The organism is Leeuwenhoekiella nanhaiensis, assembly GCF_002744755.1.
Lineage (GTDB): Bacteria > Bacteroidota > Bacteroidia > Flavobacteriales > Flavobacteriaceae > Leeuwenhoekiella > Leeuwenhoekiella nanhaiensis.
Genome location: NZ_KZ319295.1, coordinates 84,733 through 105,023, shown reverse-complemented (window position 1 = coordinate 105,023; position 20,291 = coordinate 84,733). Strand labels below are relative to the sequence as shown.

Genomic DNA, 20,291 nt, shown 5'->3' with positions numbered 1-20,291 from the left:
GTTTAGAAATTAAGATTTACAGAAAAGAGATAGGATCTCGTGTTTGGGATGTTGAGCCCGGCAAAGCCATAGGCATTGGTTCCGGCACTAAACTGGGAGCCTTCGGGATCATAACCTCTGTAGTCAGTAGTTAGAATCAGATTGGTTCCGGTAGCGCTAAAACTTACCCGGTCAAAGGGAAGCTTATCGGTAATTTTGGAACCTAATTCATAACTGAGCGTGATATTGCGTAAACGCCACCAGGACGCATCCTGTACCATAAGCTCAGGAGCACGGTTAAAAGCGCTCGAGTTTCGGTAATAGTTTTGATCTGCCAACACCGGAATGTTATTAGGAGTACCATCTGCCAAAACTCCATCGATTATAATATCCTGATAACGGGTTTCGGTAACTGCCAGTATACCATTACGAATGCTGTTACGCTGGCTGCTGTCGTATAAATCGCCTCCCTGTTTGCGCTCAAGCAATAAGGAAAGTGAAAGCCCTTTATATCGGAATGTGTGCTGAATACTACCCAACCAGTCTGGCATAGCATTACCCAGAATTACGCGTTCACCGGTGTTTAAGCTGGGCAGACCATTAGAGCCTATAAGACGTTCCCCGTTTTCATTTCGATTCCAGTCGTAACCATACAGATCACCAATAGAGCCTCCTTTTTCCAATTTTGAAATAACTCCTGCAAAACCCGAGTCGGCAAAGATGATTTCATCAATACCGTCAGGAAGTGATAAAACTTCGGTATCTACGGTAGAAAAGTTTACAGTGATATCCCAGTTGAAATTTTTGGTCTTAACCGGAGTAATGGTTACCAAAGCTTCAAAGCCATTGGTTTCGATCTCACCGGCATTAAGTACAAAGCCATTAAAGCCTGATGATTGTGCTACGGGTACGGGTAAGATTTGATTGTCACTTGTTTGTTTGTAAAATGCTAGATCAAAGCCCAGTCGATTGTCAAAAAAGCGCAATTCGGCACCTATCTCTTTACCCACCGTACTTTCCGGAACCAGATTATTAGAAGCTCCTGTGCTTTCACGGGAAACCCCGTCAACCGTGCCAAAAGGGAAATTGGTAGGTTGATCGTAGTACACTCCTGTATAGGGTTGTGCATCTTTACCTACTTCGGCATACGAAGCCCTGAATTTAGCATAACTGATGAAGTCTGGCAGGCTGCCCGCATCTTTAAGGGTTTGTGATAGTATATAGCTTAAACTTACGGAAGGATAAAAGAAACTTCGGTTTGCTTTAGGTAAAGTTGAAGACCAGTCGTTTCGCCCGGTTATGTTAAGAAAAATACTGTTTTTGTAATCCAGGCGCAGATCTCCAAAAAGCCCCACGATCTTACGCTCGCTACCGGTTTGGTCCTGAAAAAAGTTAGTAGCTGCAAAATAGTTGTTGAGTCGTCCACCTTCCGCAAGACCCTCGCCACGTTTGGTATTTCGTGCGATATCAATGCTTGAAATTTGATTACCCAGCAATAAACTGGCATTAAAGTCTTCGCCTAGCTTTTTTGTGAAGTTGGCATATAAATTTGAAGTAATTTCATTATAATTGATGCCCTCGCGTACTATAAATCCATTGGTGGCACTACCCACGTCTACGTCTCCCGGTACGTACCGATAGCGCTTGTCGTAGTAATTATCAACCCCCAACTGATACGAGACGTTAAACCAGTCTGAAAATTCATAAGCCAGTTTCGCGTTAGCCAGTATGCGGTTCAGTTCGCTGTTGAGGTAACTTTTTTCGGCGAAGTAACGCGGGTTATCGGTAATACCATTGGTATAGTTTTTTTCTTCACCATTAGGTAAGAGATAGTCGTTTACATCAATTGTGGGAGTCCAGTAAGACAGGGCGCTCATAACCGATTTATCACCGCCATTCGCGAGATTTCCTCCGGCATTGATATAGGTTATAGAAGGCTGAATGTTGAATTTATCGGTAATGTTGATGTTTCCGTTTAGCTTGATGTTCTTCCGCTCATAATCGGTATTGGGTACGATCCCTTCTTCCTTAGAGTAACCTACAGAACCGTAAAGCGAAGCGTTTTCGCCCCCGGCGTTAATTCCTATGGTATTTTGAGAAACAAAACCTTTTCGGAACATATTTCTGAAGTTATCGTAATTGCGATCTCCCGGTCCGTATTCGGGTCCAAAACTCCAGAAACCGAACGTATATCCATCGGCATACGTATAGCCTGTGGGAGCATTTAAATTTTCGGTAGAAACAACTTCCTGAAAATAACCTTCGCGGTATTTATCCTGAGATTCGGGAGTTTTACCTACCTCATTAAATCCTACTGTCGATTTTACGTCAAAACGCAAGCCGTTTTGCGAACCTCGTTTTGTGGTGATCACGACCACGCCGTTAGCTCCACGTAAACCATAAAGCGCGGTTGCAGCCGGACCTTTAAGTATACTTACACTTTCAACGTTTTGTGGATTAATGTCAGACACCCGGTTTGTAAACGAAAACTGCTCAGAACTGGAAGGCGCATTAGATCCCGTACTGGGTAGTATGCTTCCGGTAGGCGCGTCATTACTAATGGGAATTCCATCTACTACAAATAAAGGTTGGTTATTAGCACTTGGATTTAGAGAGGTAATACCCCTGATGATGATGTTAGAACCGCCTCCGGCAGCACCACTGGTGTTAGTTATATTGACCCCGGCAACCTTACCTTGTAGTCCGCCAAGCACCTCATTATTACTGTTACGGGTAAGTTCTTCACTGTTAATCTCCTGCACGGCGTAACCTATGGCGCGCTTCTCTTTTTTAATACCCAAAGCGTTAACAATGACCTCATTAAGCTGCTCGGTGTCTTCCTGTAGTTGAACATCAATAACCGTATCACTGCCTACGGTGATGTTTTGGGTTTGCATGCCCAAATACGAAAATCGGAGTACAGCGCCTTCTGTGGCGTTAATGCTGTACTTTCCGTCAAAGTCTGTTGTGGTTCCTTTGTTGGTGTTGGCAATTACGACCGAAACACCCGGAAAGGGATTGCCGTAACTATCTGTCACGGTACCCGTAATGGTCTGTGCCTGGACCATCGCGATTGAGAACAGGAATACTATTCCCAGCATTAGTTGTTTCATAAGATATTTTGTTTAGTTATACTAAAGTTCTTAAAAAAATACTAATACTGAAGCGTTTTAATACAGTTTGTAATGAAACTGGATAAAATAAAACTGATTATGGTTAAAATAGTAACTAGTCTAAAGTGGGCTCTTAAGTCTGAGAATTAGAGCTTGAAGAAGAAAACGGATATTTAACCTGCCCGGCAAAATCTTCCGGAAACTGCTCATCCCCGTGAAAACCGATTTCGATGTCTTTTCCGCTATGCGGAACATAAGCGGTTTTAAATAGGTAATCCCAGATGCTGAGCGTAAGACCAAAATTCATCCCATAACGATGCTGCGCAGGCAGCTCTTTGGCGTGATGCCAGATATGCATTCGCGGATTGTTGAAAATATAGCCCAGTTTGCCGTAACTCCAGTCCAGATTGGCGTGATTGAGATGCCCCACAAATACAGCAAACATATGCACCACAAAAAACTGTTCGATCCCAAAGCCTATCATCGCCAGCGGAATGTATTGTATACTTTTATAGACTAAAGTTTCCACAAAGTGGAAGCGAAACTGCGCAGCAAAACCCATTTCCTTCACGCTGTGATGCACCTGGTGAAATTTCCACAACCAGGGCACCCGGTGTAAGAGTCGGTGCACATTCCATTGTATAAAATCGGCGATCACAAACATCAGCAGCAATTGCGCCCATACCGGAAGCGTGTTTACCTCAATAGCTACGATATTTGTGATGCCAAAAAGACCCAGAAAATCATTGAACAGGGCCACACCCACGTTTGAAAGCGCATTGTAGCCAATAAGCGAAAACAGGAAAAAATTGAATACCACATAAAAGGCGTCAAGCCAAAATCCTTTTCTTAAAACGGCCTGCTTCTTCCGCCAGGGAATAAGCACTTCTAAGGTAAAAACCAATAGCGAAAGCCCCAGCAACCAGTAGAAATAATTGGTCCATCCCGGATTGGTGATTTCATCAACCAGATATTTGAAGTAACCGGTAAACGAATCGCTGATGATTTTTAAGTAGTCATTCATAAAACAAAGGTCGTAAGCATTTCAAAAGAATTACGTAACTAGCGTTACAAATTGAATGTTGCTTTTGAAGCATTTGTGAAATGTGTTATTGTGTCCCTATTTTAGATTGCCGTAATGAACCTTAACCAAAGGATATTTTTCATTGCGGTCCTGCTTTTGAATTTTGCGATAAAAGCTCAGGAAACCCCGGGTTATCGTTACGAAATCCTACTGGGTCACGATAATGATTTTACCGTTTTTGGGGCACGTACAGACTGGCATTATACCTACGGCATTCACGCCGCGTTCAATTGGAAGCCCTTTAACGAAAATTTCCTTTCGAAAGTTTTTCCACAGAAAACAGCCTTCAGTCACGGGATAGGCGCTCACGTACAGGCCTACACGCCAGATTATGCCAGGACGTTTCAAATTGTACGAACCAGGCAGCCCTATGCCGGCTGGGGTTATTTTGATTTTGCGACCAATTATGCGTTTGAAAAGTCTTACGTGCAGTTTAAGCTTGATCTGGGTATTTTGGGTCCGGCGGTACAGGCCGGGGAAATTCAGAATTTTATACACGAGTATTTTTCGAAAGACATTTTTGTAGACAACTGGGAGAATCAGATTCCCAATACCTTTGGGATTAATATCCGGGCAGAATATGCTCAGGATTTAATAACTCAGGATTGGTTTAGTCTCTACGCACTGGGACGCGCTTCGGCAGGGACGATCTTTAATTTTGCTGAAGCCGGACTTAATTTTCGTATCGGTAAATTTTTGCCCATTTCCCAATCTGTTGCCCGACAGCAAAGTTTGTTTGGCAGAGGAGAAACCGAATTTTTCCTTGAAGCCGGGGTAAATATGCATTTTTCAGCCTATAATGCCACCATAGAAAAGGCCGATGCAAACGGGGTTAAAGTAGTACCTCAAGACCTTGTGAATCACAGTATTTTTAACGGAAATATCGGACTCTTTTTTGCCAGCAAACGCTATACGCTGGGGATGAAATGGAATTATACCGAAGGCGAAATCGAAGGTAACAAACCACATCGCTTTATCATCGTCGCGGGGACGTATAAGTTTAATTGAGAGTTCGGAGTTCCGTTTACAGTTTTCAGTCTCAGTGGGCAGCTTTTTCAAAATCAGAAAACAGAAAACTTTTAATAGAACGTAAGAGGTGAGTGGTAAGAGGTAAGAGGTAAGAAGTGTTTGAATACTACGATTCAACGGTTAAACTTTTACACGATTAAACCTTTTTCTCACAGCTTAAGAAAACCGAAAACCGAAAACCGAAAACCGAAAACTGAAACTCAAAATGACTGCCGCGATACCCGATCTTCAATCTCAGTGCGTGGGTGAATGCCATCAATAAACTCTACCGCTTCAACTACACGAACAAACAGATTTTCAGGACCCAGCATTTCGGTCACTCCGGTTTTAAAGAGAATATCCCGTGTTGGGCCTGTTGCGGCCGCAATCATCAATAGGATATCTTTTTCGCGAAGCTCTAAAATCAAATGCTTCAGAATATAAATCGCACTGCTGTCGATATAATTGATGGCTTCGGCATTGATGATTACGGTTTTTAGCTGAGGCCCCTTGCTCATAATGTGCTTATTGAGCTCGCTGTAGAAATAATCTTTATTGCCGAAAAATAACTGGGCATCAAAACGTACCACCAGAATATCCTTGCGCTCAATAATGTCAGTTGCAAAACGGTTTACGTTTTTAAAATAGGTGGTGCCTTTAATCTGCCCCAAAACTGCCATATGCGGCTTTGAAGTTCGGTACACCATAAGCAGCAGGGAGAAGAGCACGCCCAGAATAATTCCTTCCTGAATGCCCACAAATAGTGTAATTAAGAAGGTTACGATAAGTAGGGCGAACTCATCTTTTTGATTTTTGTACAATTCTTTCGGGTATTTTAAATCGATCAGACTGGTGATCGCCAGCATAATAATTGAAGCCAAGATGGCATTAGGCAAATAGTAAAAAACCGGAGTTAGAAAGAGTAGGGTAAGCCCCACCAAAGCCGCACTGATTAATGCCGCCACGCCAGTTTTGGCCCCTGCCTGAAAATTAACCGCGGTACGGCTAAATCCCGCCGTGGTTGGATAGCATTGAAAAAACGAGCCTACGATATTGCCGGTACCCAATGCAATAAGCTCCTGATTTGGAACAAGCCTGCTGGTTTTTACCTTTTCTTCCAATGCTTTACCTATGGAAACCACTTCCATAAAAGCGATGAGCGCCATAGCCAGCGCCAGGGTGAAGAGTTGGCCCAGCTCAGACCAGGGGATTTCAGGCACCTTAAACCCGGGAAGCCCTTCAGGGATTTTACCCACCAATTGCAGACCATAATCGGTGATGGGCGTGAAGTATGCCATAGCAATCCCCAGTATAACCACCACAATCGCTGTGGGAATCTGACTGTGTATGCGTTTGAGCAGAAGCATAATTCCAATTCCGCTGAGACCCACCACCACTGCCAGCGGATTGATCTGGTCTAGCTGCGAAAAAGTCTGTTTCAGAATAGGCAGGGTTTTGTTACTGCTTATGGAAATGCCCAGCAAATGCTTCAGCTGGCTGATCCCGATGATCAGTGCTGCGGCCGAGGTAAAGCCGCTGATTACGGGACGAGACAGAAAATTGACCAGAAACCCCATTTTCAGGAAACCCAGTAAAATCTGAATCGTTCCAATAAATAAGGATAGGAAAATCGCCATCGCGATGTAATTCTCAATCCCCGAGATGGAAAGCGCTCCCAGACCGGAAGCGATCAAAAGCGAGTCCATCGCAACCGGACCAATCGCGATTTGCCGCGAAGTTCCCATAATCGCATAGATGATTTGGGGAATCAGGGCAGCGTAAAGTCCGTAAACAGGAGGGAGGCCGGCGATCATCGCATAGGCCATTCCCTGTGGAATAAGCATAATACCTACCGTAAGCCCGGCAGAGATATCGCCGGAAAGATAGGTGCGTTTGTAGCGCGGCAGCCAGTTGAGTATGGGGAAGTAAGCTTTCAAATTTTGTTTTTTAAGACTGTAAAATTAACTGACGCCGGGTTGTTGACCGGTAACCTGAGTTACAAAGCTAAAAATAGCACTTTAGACTAAGAGCGCATAAATCCCAATTGCTAAATAAAAGTGCACCCGGCTAAAATTGTATATTTGGGGTCCATGAAAAAAGCTTTTGCCACGCTTATTGATTCCACGTTTTCGTTTTTGAAAGACAAACCCGTTTTGGTGGCGGTTAGTGGTGGTCTGGACAGTGCGGTGCTTGCGCATTTGTGTCAGGAAACCGGGCTTGATTTTACCCTTGCGCATTGCAATTTTAAGCTGCGCGGAAGCGAAAGCGATGCCGATGCGGTTTTCGTCTCGGAGTTGGCTTTCGGCTTCTCCAAACCTGTTTTTAGTCAGGCGTTTGATACCGAAGCTTTCGCGGCTGCGGAAAAGATTTCCATACAAATGGCTGCGCGCGAACTGCGCTATTCCTGGTTTGAAGAGCTCTGCAACCTGCACGGCTTTGAATACATCCTGACGGCGCATCATGCGCAGGACGATCTGGAAACCTTCCTCATCAATCTGGGCAGGGGAACGGGCATCGACGGCCTAACCGGAATTCCCGAAACCAACAGGCGGGTAGTGCGGCCGCTTTTAAACTTTTCGCGTGAGCAAATTAAAACCTATGCGGAAGAGCAGGGCATAAGCTGGCGCGAAGACAGCAGCAATGCTTCAGACAAGTACCTGCGCAATCACCTGCGGCATCACGCCATTCCGGCATTGACCGATGCCAATGCTAATTTTTTAAACGGATTTCAAAACACCCTGGCGCATCTTCAGGAAACTCAGGATTTACTTGAAGATTACACAGCCTTTTTATATTCAAAAATTGTAAATCAGTCTTTTAAAGGTTATGACCTGAGCATAACCGAATTGAAGAAAGTGCCGCATACCAAAGCAGTTTTGTATCAATTGCTGAAGGATTTCGGCTTTACCGCCTGGGATGATATTTACGCACTGCTAGACGCGCAGTCCGGTAAATATGTGAGTTCGGGCGATTACCGGCTGATCAAGGATCGTGATGTTTTAATTCTTACCGAACTTAAAGCCGAAACGCAGCAGGTTTATAAATTAGATTCTGAAGACAGCCGCTTAACTCTGCCCGGTTTGACGCTGTTGCAGCAAAAGCCTGAAAATTTTGAGGATTGTAGCCCAAACGAGGCTATTTTTGACGCTAGCTTACTTCACTATCCGCTTCTCGTGCGAAAATGGCAGGAAGGCGATGCGTTTTATCCCTTTGGGATGCAGGGCAAAAAGAAGAAGCTTAGTAAACTATTTAAAGATTTAAAATACTCTGCGGTTCAGAAAGAAGCCGTTTGGGTGGTGTGTTCCGGCGATGATATCATCTGGGTTGTGAATGTACGCAGCGACGACCGTTATAAAGTAACACCGGCTACCACCCGTTTTGTAAAATTGACTGCTCATTATGATTAAGCACATCACGTATCTTATAGCATTTTTTTCTGTTTTTGCCATACAGGCTCAGGGTTTTGTACCCGGGACAGCTACTCAGAACCCTGCCACCTGGAAGGCTGAGGTAGAACAACAGGATGCCACGCATTACCAATTGATTCTGGAAGCGCAGATAGAACCCGAATGGCACATCTACTCCCAATTTACCGATCCTGCCGGGCCAATACCGTTAGCGCTCGAGTTTCCTAAGGCCGGTGAAGATTTTACATTAGACGGTCCCGCTAAGGAAAGCGAAACCGAAGTGGTGTACAGCGATATTTTTGAGGTTGATGAAACCTTTTGGTCTGATACGGCTACAATAACTCAGGACATCACGCTTACCAATGAAAAAATCAAATTGGTCAAACTCATTCTGACCTATCAGGTGTGTAATGAAGTATGCATCAACGAGGAGAAATACATCGTTTTTGATCTCGATAACAAGAAAGGCACGGTGGTAGCCGATTTTAATGCTTTTGAGTCTTTTGGCACCGCCAGCGAAGTTGAAAAGGAAGTAGACCAGATTGAGCCGGTTGAAAAAGTAGTTAAACAGGAAGAGCAAAAAGACCTGTGGACGCTGTTTTTTGTAGCATTTGCTTCGGGTTTTCTGGCGTTACTAACGCCCTGCGTCTTCCCGATGATCCCAATGACGGTAAGCTTTTTTACCAAGCAAAGTAAAAATCTGGCCGTTGGTCGCCGCAATGCTATTTTATACGGAATCTTTATCGTGGTAATCTATGTTTTGCTGGGCACCATCGTTACCGCGATTTTTGGCGCAGATGCCCTCAATGCCTTATCTACAAACGTCTGGTTTAACCTGATCTTTTTTGTATTGCTGGTGGTTTTTGCCATTTCTTTTTTCGGTGCTTTTGAGATTATGCTGCCCAACTCCTGGGCAAATGCCGTTGACCGTAAAGCAGATCGCGGCGGAATCATCGGTATATTTTTTATGGCACTGGCCCTGGCTATCGTTTCCTTCAGTTGCACGGGACCTATAGTGGGTACCCTGCTGGTTCAGGCTGCCGCAGAGGGTGGTTTAGCGCCCATTATGGGTATGCTGGGCTTTTCGCTGGCTATTGCGATTCCGTTTGCGTTATTTGCCCTGTTTCCCGGTTTGTTGAATTCGCTTCCCAAGTCCGGCGGATGGCTCAACTCGGTTAAAGTGGTTTTAGGCTTTTTGGAACTGGCGCTGGCTTTTAAATTTCTGTCGAATGCCGATTTGGTTTTACAGGCGCATATTCTGGAAAGGGAAGTATTTCTGGCGATCTGGATTGCTCTGGGACTAGGATTGAGCCTGTATTTGTTTGGAAAACTTACCACAGCTCACGATTCACCATTACCTCATATTTCAACCGGAAGACTGCTTCTGGGACTTTTTGCATTGACGTTTACGATTTATTTAGTTCCGGGTCTTTGGGGAGCTCCTTTAAAACTCATCAGCGGCTTTCCGCCACCTATGAATTACAGTGAGTCGCCTTACGGCGTGGGGTATACCAAAGGAGGATCAGCCCTTCCCGATGGCGAGTTGCCTGAAGAGGCCGAGTTAGGACCTTATCAGCTTGTAACCTTTACCGATTATGAAGCCGGTTTGGCTTTCGCGAAAGCGGAGAATAAACCCGTACTACTCGATTTTACGGGAAAGGCCTGCGTTAACTGCCGAAAGATGGAAGAGCGGGTTTGGGGTGAGCCCCAGATTTTAGGGAAATTGCAACAGGATGTGGTGCTGATTTCGCTTTTTGTAGATCTGAAGGAAAAATTACCAGAAGACGAACAGTATGTTAGTGAAACCACCGGAAAACGCATTCAAACAATAGGCAATAAATGGAGTGATTTCCAAATTAGAAAATACCAGATCAACGCGCAGCCGTATTACGTGTTGCTTGATCCAAATACCGAAACCGAACTGAATAAACCGGTGGGTTACACCCCCGATGTTGACGAATTTGAAGCCTGGCTTGAAGAGGGCATAGGTGCTTACACGAATTAATTTAAATAGAAAATTTATGAATCATTTGCGATGTTTACTGGCTTTAGGCCTGCTTTTAGTAACAGGATCCCTGTTTGCCCAAACTCCCGAATATGTAAAAGAACATTACGACAAACAGGAAGTCAGGATAAAAATGCGCGATGGTATCCTACTGCATACCACCATATATTCACCAAAGGATAAATCTCAGGAATATCCCATCCTGATGATGCGTACGCCATACAGCTGCGCACCCTATGGAGAAGATGTTTTTAAAGGCCGAATAGGCCCCAATAAATATCTGGTCGAGGAAGGAAATATTTTTGTGCATCAGGATGTGCGCGGCCGCTGGAACAGCGAGGGCGTTTACGACAATATGCGCGCTTTTATCCCCAATAAAACCGGGGATCAGATAGATGAGGCCAGCGATACCTACGATACGATAGAATGGCTGGTGAATAATGTGGCAAACAACAACGGCAATGTGGGAACCTGGGGAATTTCGTATCCCGGTTTTTATGCGACCTATTCGCTATTGAGTGGCCATCCGGCGCTTAAAGCAGCTTCTCCACAGGCCTGTATTGGCGATTTCTTTTTTGATGATTTTCACCACAACGGAGCCTTTTTAGAAAGTTACTGGCGTGCGATTTCGGTGTTTGGTTATATGAAAACCGAACCTACAACAGAGGCCTGGTATCAATTTCCCGAGTTGCCTTCTGAAGATCAGTATCAGTTTTTTCTGGATACAGGTCCGCTTACCAATCTCGATGAATACTACAAGGAAGACAACGTATTCTGGCAGCAGATTAAAGACCATCCTAATTATGATGAGTTTTGGCGCAGTCGCGGAATCATTCAGCATCTAAAGGACATCAAACCTGCGGTAATGGTAGTGGGTGGTTTGTTTGATGCCGAAGATTTATACGGGCCCTTCAACACCTACCGAATGATTGAAGAAACCGGTGACAATTACAATATTATGGTTTTTGGTCCGTGGAGTCACGGCGACTGGAGCCGTACCAATGAACGTCAGGCTATTGGTAACGTCTATTTTGGAGATGGAATTTCAGACGATTTTCAGAAGAATTACGAGACCCGCTTTTTCAATCATTTCTTAAAGAATGATGGTAAAGGCGATTTAGATCTACCCGAAGCTTCTATGTACGATACCGGTGCCCGCGAATGGGATAGCTATACCGAATGGCCTGCAGCAACTACTGAAAAAGTGAGTTACTTTTTAGGCGAAAACCAAACGCTGACGCAAACGGCCAATCCGGCTTTTGCCAATTCGTTTGTAAGCGATCCGTCAAAACCGGTTCCCTATTCCGAAGATATCAAAATGGTATTCACTCCCAGAAAATACATGACCGATGATCAGCGCTTTGCCGCCCGAAGACCTGATGTTTTGATATTTGAAACTCCGGTTTTAACTGAGGATATGACTTTAAGCGGCGAGATTCTGGCAAAACTGCAGGTAGCCACTACCGGTTCTTCAGCAGACTGGGTTGTTAAGGTAATCGACGTATATCCGTCAGACGCCCCTGATTATCCCGAAACTCAGAAGTATCTTAAGATGGCCAACTATCATATGATGGTGCGCAGTGAGGTGATGCGCGGGCGTTTTCGCGAAAGCTTCAGCGATCCCAAAGCTTTTGAACCGAATCAAAAAACTCCTGTTAATCTGACACTACAAGGTATTAACCATACGTTCTTAAAAGGGCATAAGCTGCAAATACAGATACAAAGTACCTGGTTTCCGCTTATAGACCGCAATCCACAACAGTATGTCCCTAATATTTATAAGGCTGAAGCTAAAGATTTCAGCAAGGAGACCCATACCGTTTTTGGAGATTCAGAAATTGAGTTTAGCGTATTAAAATCTTAACATGAAACACTGTCTTTTTTATTTACTGTTCAGTTTTACCCTGATTTTTTCGTCCTGTAAAAACGAGCAGACCGATAATCTTACACCGGAAACCATTGCGCAGAATAGCCGGGAGCTTAATGCCTGGTTTGATGCGCAGTTTGATGCCGATGTTGCACAATCCCCACAATGGCAGACAGACCTGGGAATGAAAACCAACTACGGCCAGTGGGATGATATTTCGTCAAAACAAACCAGTGAAGAACTCGAGCGCGCTAAAGAGCGTCTGAAATACCTGGAAAATGAGGTAGATCCCGAAGCTTTAGACTCGGCAACGGCTTTGAGTTATGAACTCTATAAGCGCAATATGCAGCAGATTGTTGATGAGTATGAGTATCGTTTTTACAATTACCCGGTAAACCAGATGTACGGTCTTCACGCTGAGGTTCCTGCTTTTCTGATCAACAAACACCGCATAGACAGCATCGCAGATGCGGAAGCCTACATCAGCCGGATTAAAAATGTAAAACCCCTGTTTACCGAATTGCGCAATCAATTGGGCATACGGGAGAGCAATCTTATTGTACCGCCCAAATTTGTGCTGGATCACGTGCTTGAAGCCAGCAATAACCTGTTGAAGGGAAGACCATTTGAAAAATCTTCAGATCAGATGCCGCTTTTGGCAGATTTTGAATCAAAAATTGATAAACTCGATATAGCGAAAGAGGAAAAGGAACGTTTGATGCAGGAGGCAACCGCAGCATTGGTAGACAGTCTGCAGCCCGCATATACCGAACTGATTGCTTTTGTTGACAACCAAAAGCAACGAGCGACTACAGATGACGGAGCATGGAAATTTCCGCGTGGCGACAAGTTTTACCAGATTGCTTTAAACCGGGCTACCACGACCAGTATGACTGCTGAAGAAATTCACGAACTGGGACTGAACGAGGTTGCGCGCATTCATGGGGAGATGAAGGCGATTATGGAACAAACCGGTTTTGAGGGTACGCTGCAGGAGTTTTTTGAGTTTATGCGCAATGACGAGCGGTTTTACTACGAAGATTCAGATGCCGGGCGTGAAGCCTATATGCAGAAGGCCAAAGCCATCATAGACCAGATGCGGGGGAGGCTTGACGAACTTTTCATCACAAAACCTGAGGCAGAGATTGTCGTAAAGCGGGTTGAACCCTTCAGAGAAAAAAGCGCCGGTAAGGCTTTTTACAATTCGCCTGCACCAGATGGTTCACGTCCCGGGATTTACTATGCCAATCTTTATGATATCAAGGCAATGCCGAAATATCAAATGCAGGCATTGGCCTATCACGAGGGAATTCCCGGGCATCATATGCAACTCGCCATCGCGCAGGAGTTGGACAGTCTGCCCAAGTTTCGGAAATTTGGTGGTTATACCGCATATATAGAGGGATGGGGCTTATATTGTGAATATGTACCCAAAGAAATGGGGATGTATAACGATCCGTATTCTGATTTTGGACGCCTTGCAATGGAATTGTGGAGAGCCTGTCGTTTGGTAGTGGATACCGGTATTCACGATAAAAAATGGACCCGTGAAGAAGGCATTGCCTATTACAAAGAAAACACGCCAAATGCAGAAAGCGATTGCATTAAAATGGTAGAGCGGCATATCGTAATGCCCGGTCAGGCCACGGCGTACAAAGTAGGGATGAATAAAATACTCGAACTGCGTACCAAGGCTGAAGCTGAATTGGGAGAAGAGTTTGATATTCGGAAATTCCACGAAGTAGTGTTGGCCAATGGGGCAGTACCGCTTTCGGTTTTAGAAGACCTGGTGATCGAGTATATCGGAACGAAAAAAAAGGAATAAAAAACCATACGTTTTAAAACGTTTAGGAGCAGGTCATTTTGACCTGCTTTTTTTATGCTTTAAAAAGAGTTCAAACCCCCTTGCGTAACTCGTTAAAAGGCAGTTACTTGTAAAGAATTGATTTGCAGTCCTAAACCTTAAAACCAACTGATTTATGAAATGCTTTTATTCTTTAATTTTTCTGGCATTTTGGAGTCAGATTTATGGACAAACCTTTTTTACTACAGACTATATCGCTTTGGCCGTACCGCAGCATTACGACGGGGATATTTATTTTATGAATTTAGAGACCCTGACTCAGGAAGTAAGGCCTATGTCTACCATACCCAATAACAGTGAGTTGTTATCCTCCTTTCCCAATCTGGTTTCAAACGTGACCGTGTATCAGGTTGAAAAAGACGGCGGCCTCACGATTGGCGGAATAGGAATTTCTGCAAAAAACGAAATTTACCAGGTGATTTATGATTTTTCGCAAACCCAGACTTTGGTTTCCGAAGAGGACGGGAAGCCCAAATCGGTATTGATTGGAGTAGGAGTGCGTATGGTTGCCAAGGTCAAAACCCGAAAAGCAGGGATCAATCTTACCAACCCGTTTAGTTTGGTGGCCAATTCAAAAAACATAAGCGGTTCGCTTGAAGTGCGCGTGATTGGCCTTGCTTCTTCCAAGATCAATGATTTGATCCCTACCACGACCGATTTATCGCCGGCCTCCATTTCGGTGGCGCTGCAATCTATTGCTACCATCAAGACCCAGATGTATGGTGAAGAAACGATAGTCACTCCACAGTATATAGCCTTTAATATGGGGGATGAAGCCTTGAAAAGAAACAATTTGGAAATCAATAAGCTCAATACGTTTGAACCTGAAGAAGAATCTTCCTCTAGAAAGGGAAATTGATTTACAATCGCATTGCGCCAAAGAACCGGCTAAAATCTGTAGTTTTGAGGATCAAAATCCCAAAGACCTGAATCTGGTTTGATCTATATTAGAATTTTATTTGTGTTACTGGTGCTCATAGAGTTGCGGTATAAAAAATTTAAATCTCAACGGGATTTGGTCTTTTGGATTGCGCTCGTAGCCATTTTTAGCTGGTTTGGATATCTCATTTTTCTGATTTTTAGAAAGCGCATTCTGGTAAGACGTGATCGGTTTAATTTGGAGTTTCCAAAACCGGGAAAGGATAAGATAGAATAAAAATAGAATCCTTTTTATAGAACCCCGGCCAAATAATTGCTCAGGGTTTATTGTCGGAATAATTTGCTGATTTTGGTAAACCAATTAGTCCAAAAGATTAATTTACACTGTTAACTTTGGCATTACGAAATCAATATTTTTAGGTACACAGTACAGCAGATAGCTGTCCTTATAAAAATAATTCTTGAAGCTCAATCTCAGAAATCCGGTAAAGCGTGCGGCATATAGAAAGCCCTTTCACAATGCTGATGCTGATAATTACAGGCTTTTAGTCCTGGCGTTTATGATAGGTTGTATTGTTGGAGTTCTGGGATCAGTCTTTAGACTTATTTTGGAAATCCTTGATAAATATCGAAAGGTATTACAACAAGCTGCTCATTCCGGAAGCATGCTACATAGTGTTTTTATTGTATTGGGCTCAGTATGCGCAATTGCTCTATCGCTTTATTTAATCAGAAAATACGCTCCGGAAGCATCGGGCAGTGGCGTACAGGAAATAGAAGGAGCACTTGACGGTGTGCGTCCGATGCGCTGGAAATGCGTAATTCCTGTAAAATTTATAGCTTCTTTACTCAGTTTAGGTAGCGGTTTGGTGTTGGGAAGGGAAGGACCTACTATACAAATAGGTGCTAATGTAGGGAGAATGCTCAAAGACCTTACAAAACAACCGGATATTGAAGATAATTCTCTTATTTCAGCCGGAGCTTCGGCCGGACTTGCCGTGGCCTTCAATGCACCCCTATCAGGTATTGTATTTGTTATCGAAGAAATGCACGAACATTTTAAATTCACGTTTTTTTCGCTTGCAACTATAATGATTGGGGCAGGGACGGGTGACTTTGTTAGTCGGTTAATTTTGGGAAATACGCCGGAATTTATGCTTCAGACCTTTGCAGCACCGGCTTTAAAGGAGTACTGGTTGTTTAGTGCCTTAGGTGTTGCCTTTGGAGCTTTTGGTTTGATTTTTAATAAATTACTTCTCTCAGGAATTGACTTTGTACAAGCTTATTTAAAAGCACATATTTTACCTATCGCTTTTCTTTCAGGAATACTAGTTTCAGGTTTGGGTATTTTCTATCCGCAGGTATTAGGAGGTGGCTACGATCTCATCAATTCCATTTTTGCGGATCGTCCTGCGTTGGTTGTTTTGATCTTCCTCTTTGGCTTGCGGTTTTTACTGTCGGTTTTAAGTTACAGCACGGGGACTGCAGGAGGTATTTTTCTTCCCTTGCTCACACTGGGTGTTTTGTTAGGAATAATTTGCGGTATCGGTTTTGATGCTCTTTTTGCGGAGCTGGATATTAATCCCTTAAATTTTGGGATTGCGGGTATGGTAGCTGTTTTCGCAGCAACCATACGTGCCCCATTAACCGGTCTGGTCCTGTCTTTAGAAATGACCGGAAATTATGGGATGATGCTACCACTTTTAATAACGAGCGTTACTGCTTCAGTAATTACTGTTTTGCTAGGAAATGAGCCCATCTATGCCACCTTCTTACGAAGAATTCTAAAAAAACAAACAGAAGCATAAACCTGAAGAAATCTTTTGGAATAGGCCTAAAAAAGAAAAACACCTTGCTTTCGCAAAGTGCCTTTCACCCCTAAATTGTCAATGACAGTGTAAATATATCAAATAAAGTTTTTATCATTTTAGTCTAAATCCTACTAAATCGATTAATTTTAAGGTATTTTAATGTAGATACTCTAGAATTAGGGAAGTAAAAATTTTTTAAGAAAGTTGGGTTAAAAATTTACAATATGTCTAAAAAAGAAAAACACCTTGCTTTCGCAAAGTGCCTTTCACCCCTAAATCATTAATCATTTAAAATCTAACTCCCCTATTAGTCAGATTAAAAATGGTATTAATTGTTTGATTAATACAAAGTAAAAGTAGCTAATAGGTCTGCATAAGAAAAGGGGGAAATCCCCCCTTTTTTAGGCTCAGTTTAACAGCTAAATCGATTAATTTTTAGTTCACTATCAATTTGGAGGTCATTTCAATGCCATCACGCTCTGCCTTAACGAGATATAATCCACTTTGCAAATCAGAAACATCAATAACCTGTGATACTCCTGAATCAAATGATTCGTCTTTAAGCAGCGAGCCGTGAATCGTGTAGATACGTACGCGTTCTACCTCCTGAGAAATTTGGAAACTGGAATTCGCAGGGTTGGGATAAACCCTTAAATTTTGTTCTTTTTGAGCAACAGAAGTACTCAGGTTCGCCGTTTTATTACCGTAAATACGATATTCTCCGGGTTGCAGGGTGATTGCAGCTGTGGTGTTAGTAACCTCATATTCTGCATTAGTCATTAAGTCGTACCATGTACCGGTTTCCTGAAAATCAGGTGTAATAGTTTGGTTGGTGACATTCAGATTAGCCAAAACCACCACATAATTGGGTTCGTCTGTGCCGGCCTGAGTCGTACTTAGCAATACTTTTTTGGTAAGATTAGAGGCACTTCCCTGAAGGGTAAAGTTTGAAGTTTCAAATACAGCCAGTTGTTTTTTGAGTAAGATCATACGCTGCCAGTTGTCACGCAATGCAACACGCTGAGCATTGTCCAGATAATCCCAGCCATCGGGTTTAGGACTTAGCTTACAACTGTCATTATCTGGTACACTCCCGTCTTCACAGGTAAAAATACTGATGTCATAACCCAGTTCTCCAAATTGCCAGATCATTTTGGGTCCCGGAATAGTAAAGAATACTGCTCCTGCGGCTTCCATCCGTTTAAGGGAAGTGTTTATATTTGTTATGTCATAGCTTCCAGAGCTGTTACCAAAGGCTAAATTTTTATACATCAATCGCTCTTCATCGTGACTTTCCATATAAGTAACCGCAGCGGGATTGCTAAAGCCTTTCTGTTTATAGGAAGCACCATTGATATTGGAGTTTTCGGCATAGCCCATCGTAGATTGATTGTAAGGATCGGTTTGCTTATTCCAAAGCATAATCCCTTTTCCTTCAGACAAGCGGTAATCTGCCCATTGTTTTTCTTCGGTTGTACCACCTAAATGCTCAAAAATGATGATAAAATCTTCATCTTTTTCCCATTGCATATCGGCATAGGTTTTTAATACGTCTACGCGATCCTGCTGAAATGCATTGGTACAGCTTTCATCTGAAGCCGAACAGTTTTGGGTAAATCCTTTAGTCAAATCCCAGCGATAACCGTCTATTTTAAATTCCTCAATCCAATACTGAGCCGTACGCTTTACATAACTGCGGGTAGCTTCTTTGCTGTGGTTAAAATCATTAAAAACACTATAGGAATGTGTTGCCGTTTGATTAAAAAACGGACTATCGGCACTGGGCTGGCCACCCGTACCTCCATTACTGGTGTTATACATTCTGAAATAGGGATTTTGACCGGTGGCGTGATTGTAAACCACGTCAATGATTACAGCCATTCCCTTTTCGTGGGCGGCATCTACAAGAGTTTTTAGCGCATTTCGTGTCCCGTAATACTTATCTAATGCCATATGAAAAGCAGGGTTGTAACCCCAACTGTTATTGCCGTCGAATTCCTGAACAGGCATCAGTTCAATAGCGTTGATTCCCAGATTTTCGAGATAATCAAGACGATCTATAAGGCTTTGAAAGCTGTGAGCATCATCAAAATCCCGTAAAAGAACCTCATAGATTACCAGGTCTTCGCGTTTTGCCGGTGTAAAATCAGTGATTTTCCAGTCGTAAACAGCTTCATCACGTTCTATGTATGAAACAGGATTCGAAGTTTTACCCACAGGATAAGCCGGAATATCCGGGAACACCGATGCCTCGATAAACTGATCGTTAAATTCATCGAGAATAAGGGTAGAGTAGGGATCAGCTACGCTAATGGCATATTCAACCACATACTGATACAGTAAATCCTGCGGGGTAGCCGAATCAAAATTCAGTTTGATCCAATGCCGGTCTGCTGCGGCATCATAGTTCAAAAGGTAAGTATTGTCTAGCGACCAGTCATTGCCGTTAAAATTACCTTTGACGTGTATAAACTCCTTGCCCGGGGCGTAAAAGACCAGCGTGGCTTCGTCGGGTTTTGAAGGATCAAAATTAAAACCGTCCTTCAATCCGGCTGGTACAGCGGCAGCGGTAGGAGTGGGCTTTACCAGAGTTCTGAAGCTGCGTACGACAAGATTTGAAGTCCCGGTTTGGGTTACTTCAAGCCGGTAATCGGTGTTGATGTTGGGCGTTGTGGTAAAGGTGTACGAGGTCGTCGCGTTTTGGGTATTAACGGGTGTATCGTTTGCCAGAAGCCTGAAATCTGCAGTCACCCCTGCGGTAGCCGTAATGCTGAATGAAGTGCCTCCTTCAATACTGGTTGTGGTGTTTGCAGGAGCGGTAAGGTTGACACTAAATGCACCTACATTTTTAATGATATCTGTGCCCTGTTGGGAGCCATTCTGATTTTTTACCAAATAGGCAATTCGGGTTATTCCTGTGTTATTATAAAACTCAGTAGGTGTTAGGGTATAGGAATAAGTTCCATCCCCATTATCAGTGAAACGGGCTGTTTCAGGTGAATTGTTGAAGTTAGTACCCGTGGCATCGGGATTGTTGATTTGCTTTCCGGTAGAATCAAAATGCCAGGCCCAGAGATACACACCTCCCGTCCACGGAATATTTGAAGCGGTTAGGGTAATTTGCTCAGTTTCTGCAAAAGGATCAGGGCTTATGGTTACCGTCTGGGCGAGTAACCCCAGCGGTAAACAGCCTAAAAGGAAGAGGAGTAGTTTTGTTTTCATAGTGTGGTTATTAGATGAAAAAAGGCCGTACGAGACGGCCTTTTATATAAAG

The 20,291-nt window shown here is 43.5% G+C and carries 12 protein-coding genes; 8 read left to right on the top strand and 4 right to left on the bottom strand.

The genetic code is table 11. From position 1 onward, the window contains the following. Positions 1-2: 2 nt before the first annotated feature. Both CJ305_RS14765 and CJ305_RS14760 read right to left on the bottom strand, forming a co-directional pair. Positions 3-3,092, bottom strand: coding sequence for a SusC/RagA family TonB-linked outer membrane protein (locus CJ305_RS14765; RefSeq protein WP_099647062.1), 3,090 nt, complete (start codon positions 3,090-3,092; stop codon positions 3-5). A 133-nt stretch (positions 3,093-3,225) separates the two neighbouring features. Continuing rightward, positions 3,226-4,116 carry a sterol desaturase family protein gene (locus tag CJ305_RS14760; protein ID WP_099647061.1) on the bottom strand — a complete coding sequence of 297 codons (891 nt, stop codon included), beginning with the start codon at positions 4,114-4,116 and terminating at the stop codon, positions 3,226-3,228. 114 nt (positions 4,117-4,230) lie between these two features. On the opposite strand from CJ305_RS14760, the gene CJ305_RS14755 reads away from it, so the two are divergent. Further along, the gene (locus tag CJ305_RS14755) at positions 4,231-5,184 is read left to right on the top strand and encodes a lipid A-modifier LpxR family protein (protein ID WP_099647060.1); all 954 of its coding nucleotides are present in this window, start codon (positions 4,231-4,233) and stop codon (positions 5,182-5,184) included. Positions 5,185-5,405: 221 nt separating this feature from the next. Here the strand turns inward: CJ305_RS14755 and CJ305_RS14750 are convergent, their stop codons facing one another. Continuing rightward, on the bottom strand, positions 5,406-7,121 hold the full coding sequence (locus tag CJ305_RS14750; RefSeq protein WP_189319463.1) for a SulP family inorganic anion transporter: 1,716 nt from the start codon (positions 7,119-7,121) through the stop codon (positions 5,406-5,408). A gap of 153 nt (positions 7,122-7,274) precedes the next feature. On the opposite strand from CJ305_RS14750, the gene tilS reads away from it, so the two are divergent. The 7 genes from tilS (at position 7,275) to clcA (ending at position 17,014) form a co-directional block, all read left to right on the top strand. After that, positions 7,275-8,591, top strand: a complete 1,317-nt coding sequence (tilS, locus tag CJ305_RS14745; RefSeq protein ID WP_099647059.1) for a tRNA lysidine(34) synthetase TilS — start codon at positions 7,275-7,277, stop codon at positions 8,589-8,591. Beyond that, entirely contained in the window at positions 8,584-10,596 is a 2,013-nt protein-coding gene (locus CJ305_RS14740) for a protein-disulfide reductase DsbD family protein (RefSeq protein WP_189319462.1), read from the top strand. The genes tilS and CJ305_RS14740 overlap by 8 nt, the downstream gene beginning before the upstream one ends. A gap of 16 nt (positions 10,597-10,612) precedes the next feature. Further along, positions 10,613-12,460 carry a CocE/NonD family hydrolase gene (locus tag CJ305_RS14735; RefSeq protein WP_099647058.1) on the top strand — a complete coding sequence of 616 codons (1,848 nt, stop codon included), beginning with the start codon at positions 10,613-10,615 and terminating at the stop codon, positions 12,458-12,460. Position 12,461: 1 nt separating this feature from the next. Then, on the top strand, positions 12,462-14,288 hold the full coding sequence (locus tag CJ305_RS14730) for a DUF885 domain-containing protein (RefSeq protein ID WP_099647057.1): 1,827 nt from the start codon (positions 12,462-12,464) through the stop codon (positions 14,286-14,288). 154 nt (positions 14,289-14,442) lie between these two features. Then, complete coding sequence (locus CJ305_RS14725; protein ID WP_099647056.1) at positions 14,443-15,186, top strand: hypothetical protein; 744 nt, start codon at positions 14,443-14,445, stop codon at positions 15,184-15,186. A gap of 78 nt (positions 15,187-15,264) precedes the next feature. Continuing rightward, positions 15,265-15,483, top strand: a complete 219-nt coding sequence (locus CJ305_RS19635) for a hypothetical protein (RefSeq protein ID WP_099647055.1) — start codon at positions 15,265-15,267, stop codon at positions 15,481-15,483. Positions 15,484-15,667: 184 nt separating this feature from the next. Beyond that, positions 15,668-17,014 (top strand): H(+)/Cl(-) exchange transporter ClcA, encoded by a 1,347-nt coding sequence (clcA, locus tag CJ305_RS14715; RefSeq protein WP_099647054.1) that lies wholly within the window; start codon positions 15,668-15,670, stop codon positions 17,012-17,014. Positions 17,015-17,452: 438 nt separating this feature from the next. On the opposite strand, the gene CJ305_RS14710 is transcribed toward clcA, so the two are convergent. Beyond that, positions 17,453-20,239: an alpha-amylase family glycosyl hydrolase gene (locus CJ305_RS14710; RefSeq protein ID WP_099647053.1), complete on the bottom strand. Its 2,787-nt coding sequence runs from the start codon at positions 20,237-20,239 to the stop codon at positions 17,453-17,455. Between the last annotated feature and the right edge of the window lie 52 nt (positions 20,240-20,291).

What these genes read in the sequence shown, in the direction of transcription:
- CJ305_RS14760 (WP_099647061.1), bottom strand. Translation starts at nt 4,116, where the DNA reads ATGAATGACTACTTAAAAATCATCAGCGATTCGTTTACCGGTTACTTC.
- CJ305_RS14740 (WP_189319462.1), top strand. Translation starts at nt 8,584, where the DNA reads ATGATTAAGCACATCACGTATCTTATAGCATTTTTTTCTGTTTTTGCC.
- CJ305_RS14755 (WP_099647060.1), top strand. Translation starts at nt 4,231, where the DNA reads ATGAACCTTAACCAAAGGATATTTTTCATTGCGGTCCTGCTTTTGAAT.
- CJ305_RS14730 (WP_099647057.1), top strand. Translation starts at nt 12,462, where the DNA reads ATGAAACACTGTCTTTTTTATTTACTGTTCAGTTTTACCCTGATTTTT.
- CJ305_RS14725 (WP_099647056.1), top strand. Translation starts at nt 14,443, where the DNA reads ATGAAATGCTTTTATTCTTTAATTTTTCTGGCATTTTGGAGTCAGATT.
- CJ305_RS14710 (WP_099647053.1), bottom strand. Translation starts at nt 20,239, where the DNA reads ATGAAAACAAAACTACTCCTCTTCCTTTTAGGCTGTTTACCGCTGGGG.
- CJ305_RS14735 (WP_099647058.1), top strand. Translation starts at nt 10,613, where the DNA reads ATGAATCATTTGCGATGTTTACTGGCTTTAGGCCTGCTTTTAGTAACA.
- CJ305_RS14765 (WP_099647062.1), bottom strand. Translation starts at nt 3,092, where the DNA reads ATGAAACAACTAATGCTGGGAATAGTATTCCTGTTCTCAATCGCGATG.
- tilS (WP_099647059.1), top strand. Translation starts at nt 7,275, where the DNA reads ATGAAAAAAGCTTTTGCCACGCTTATTGATTCCACGTTTTCGTTTTTG.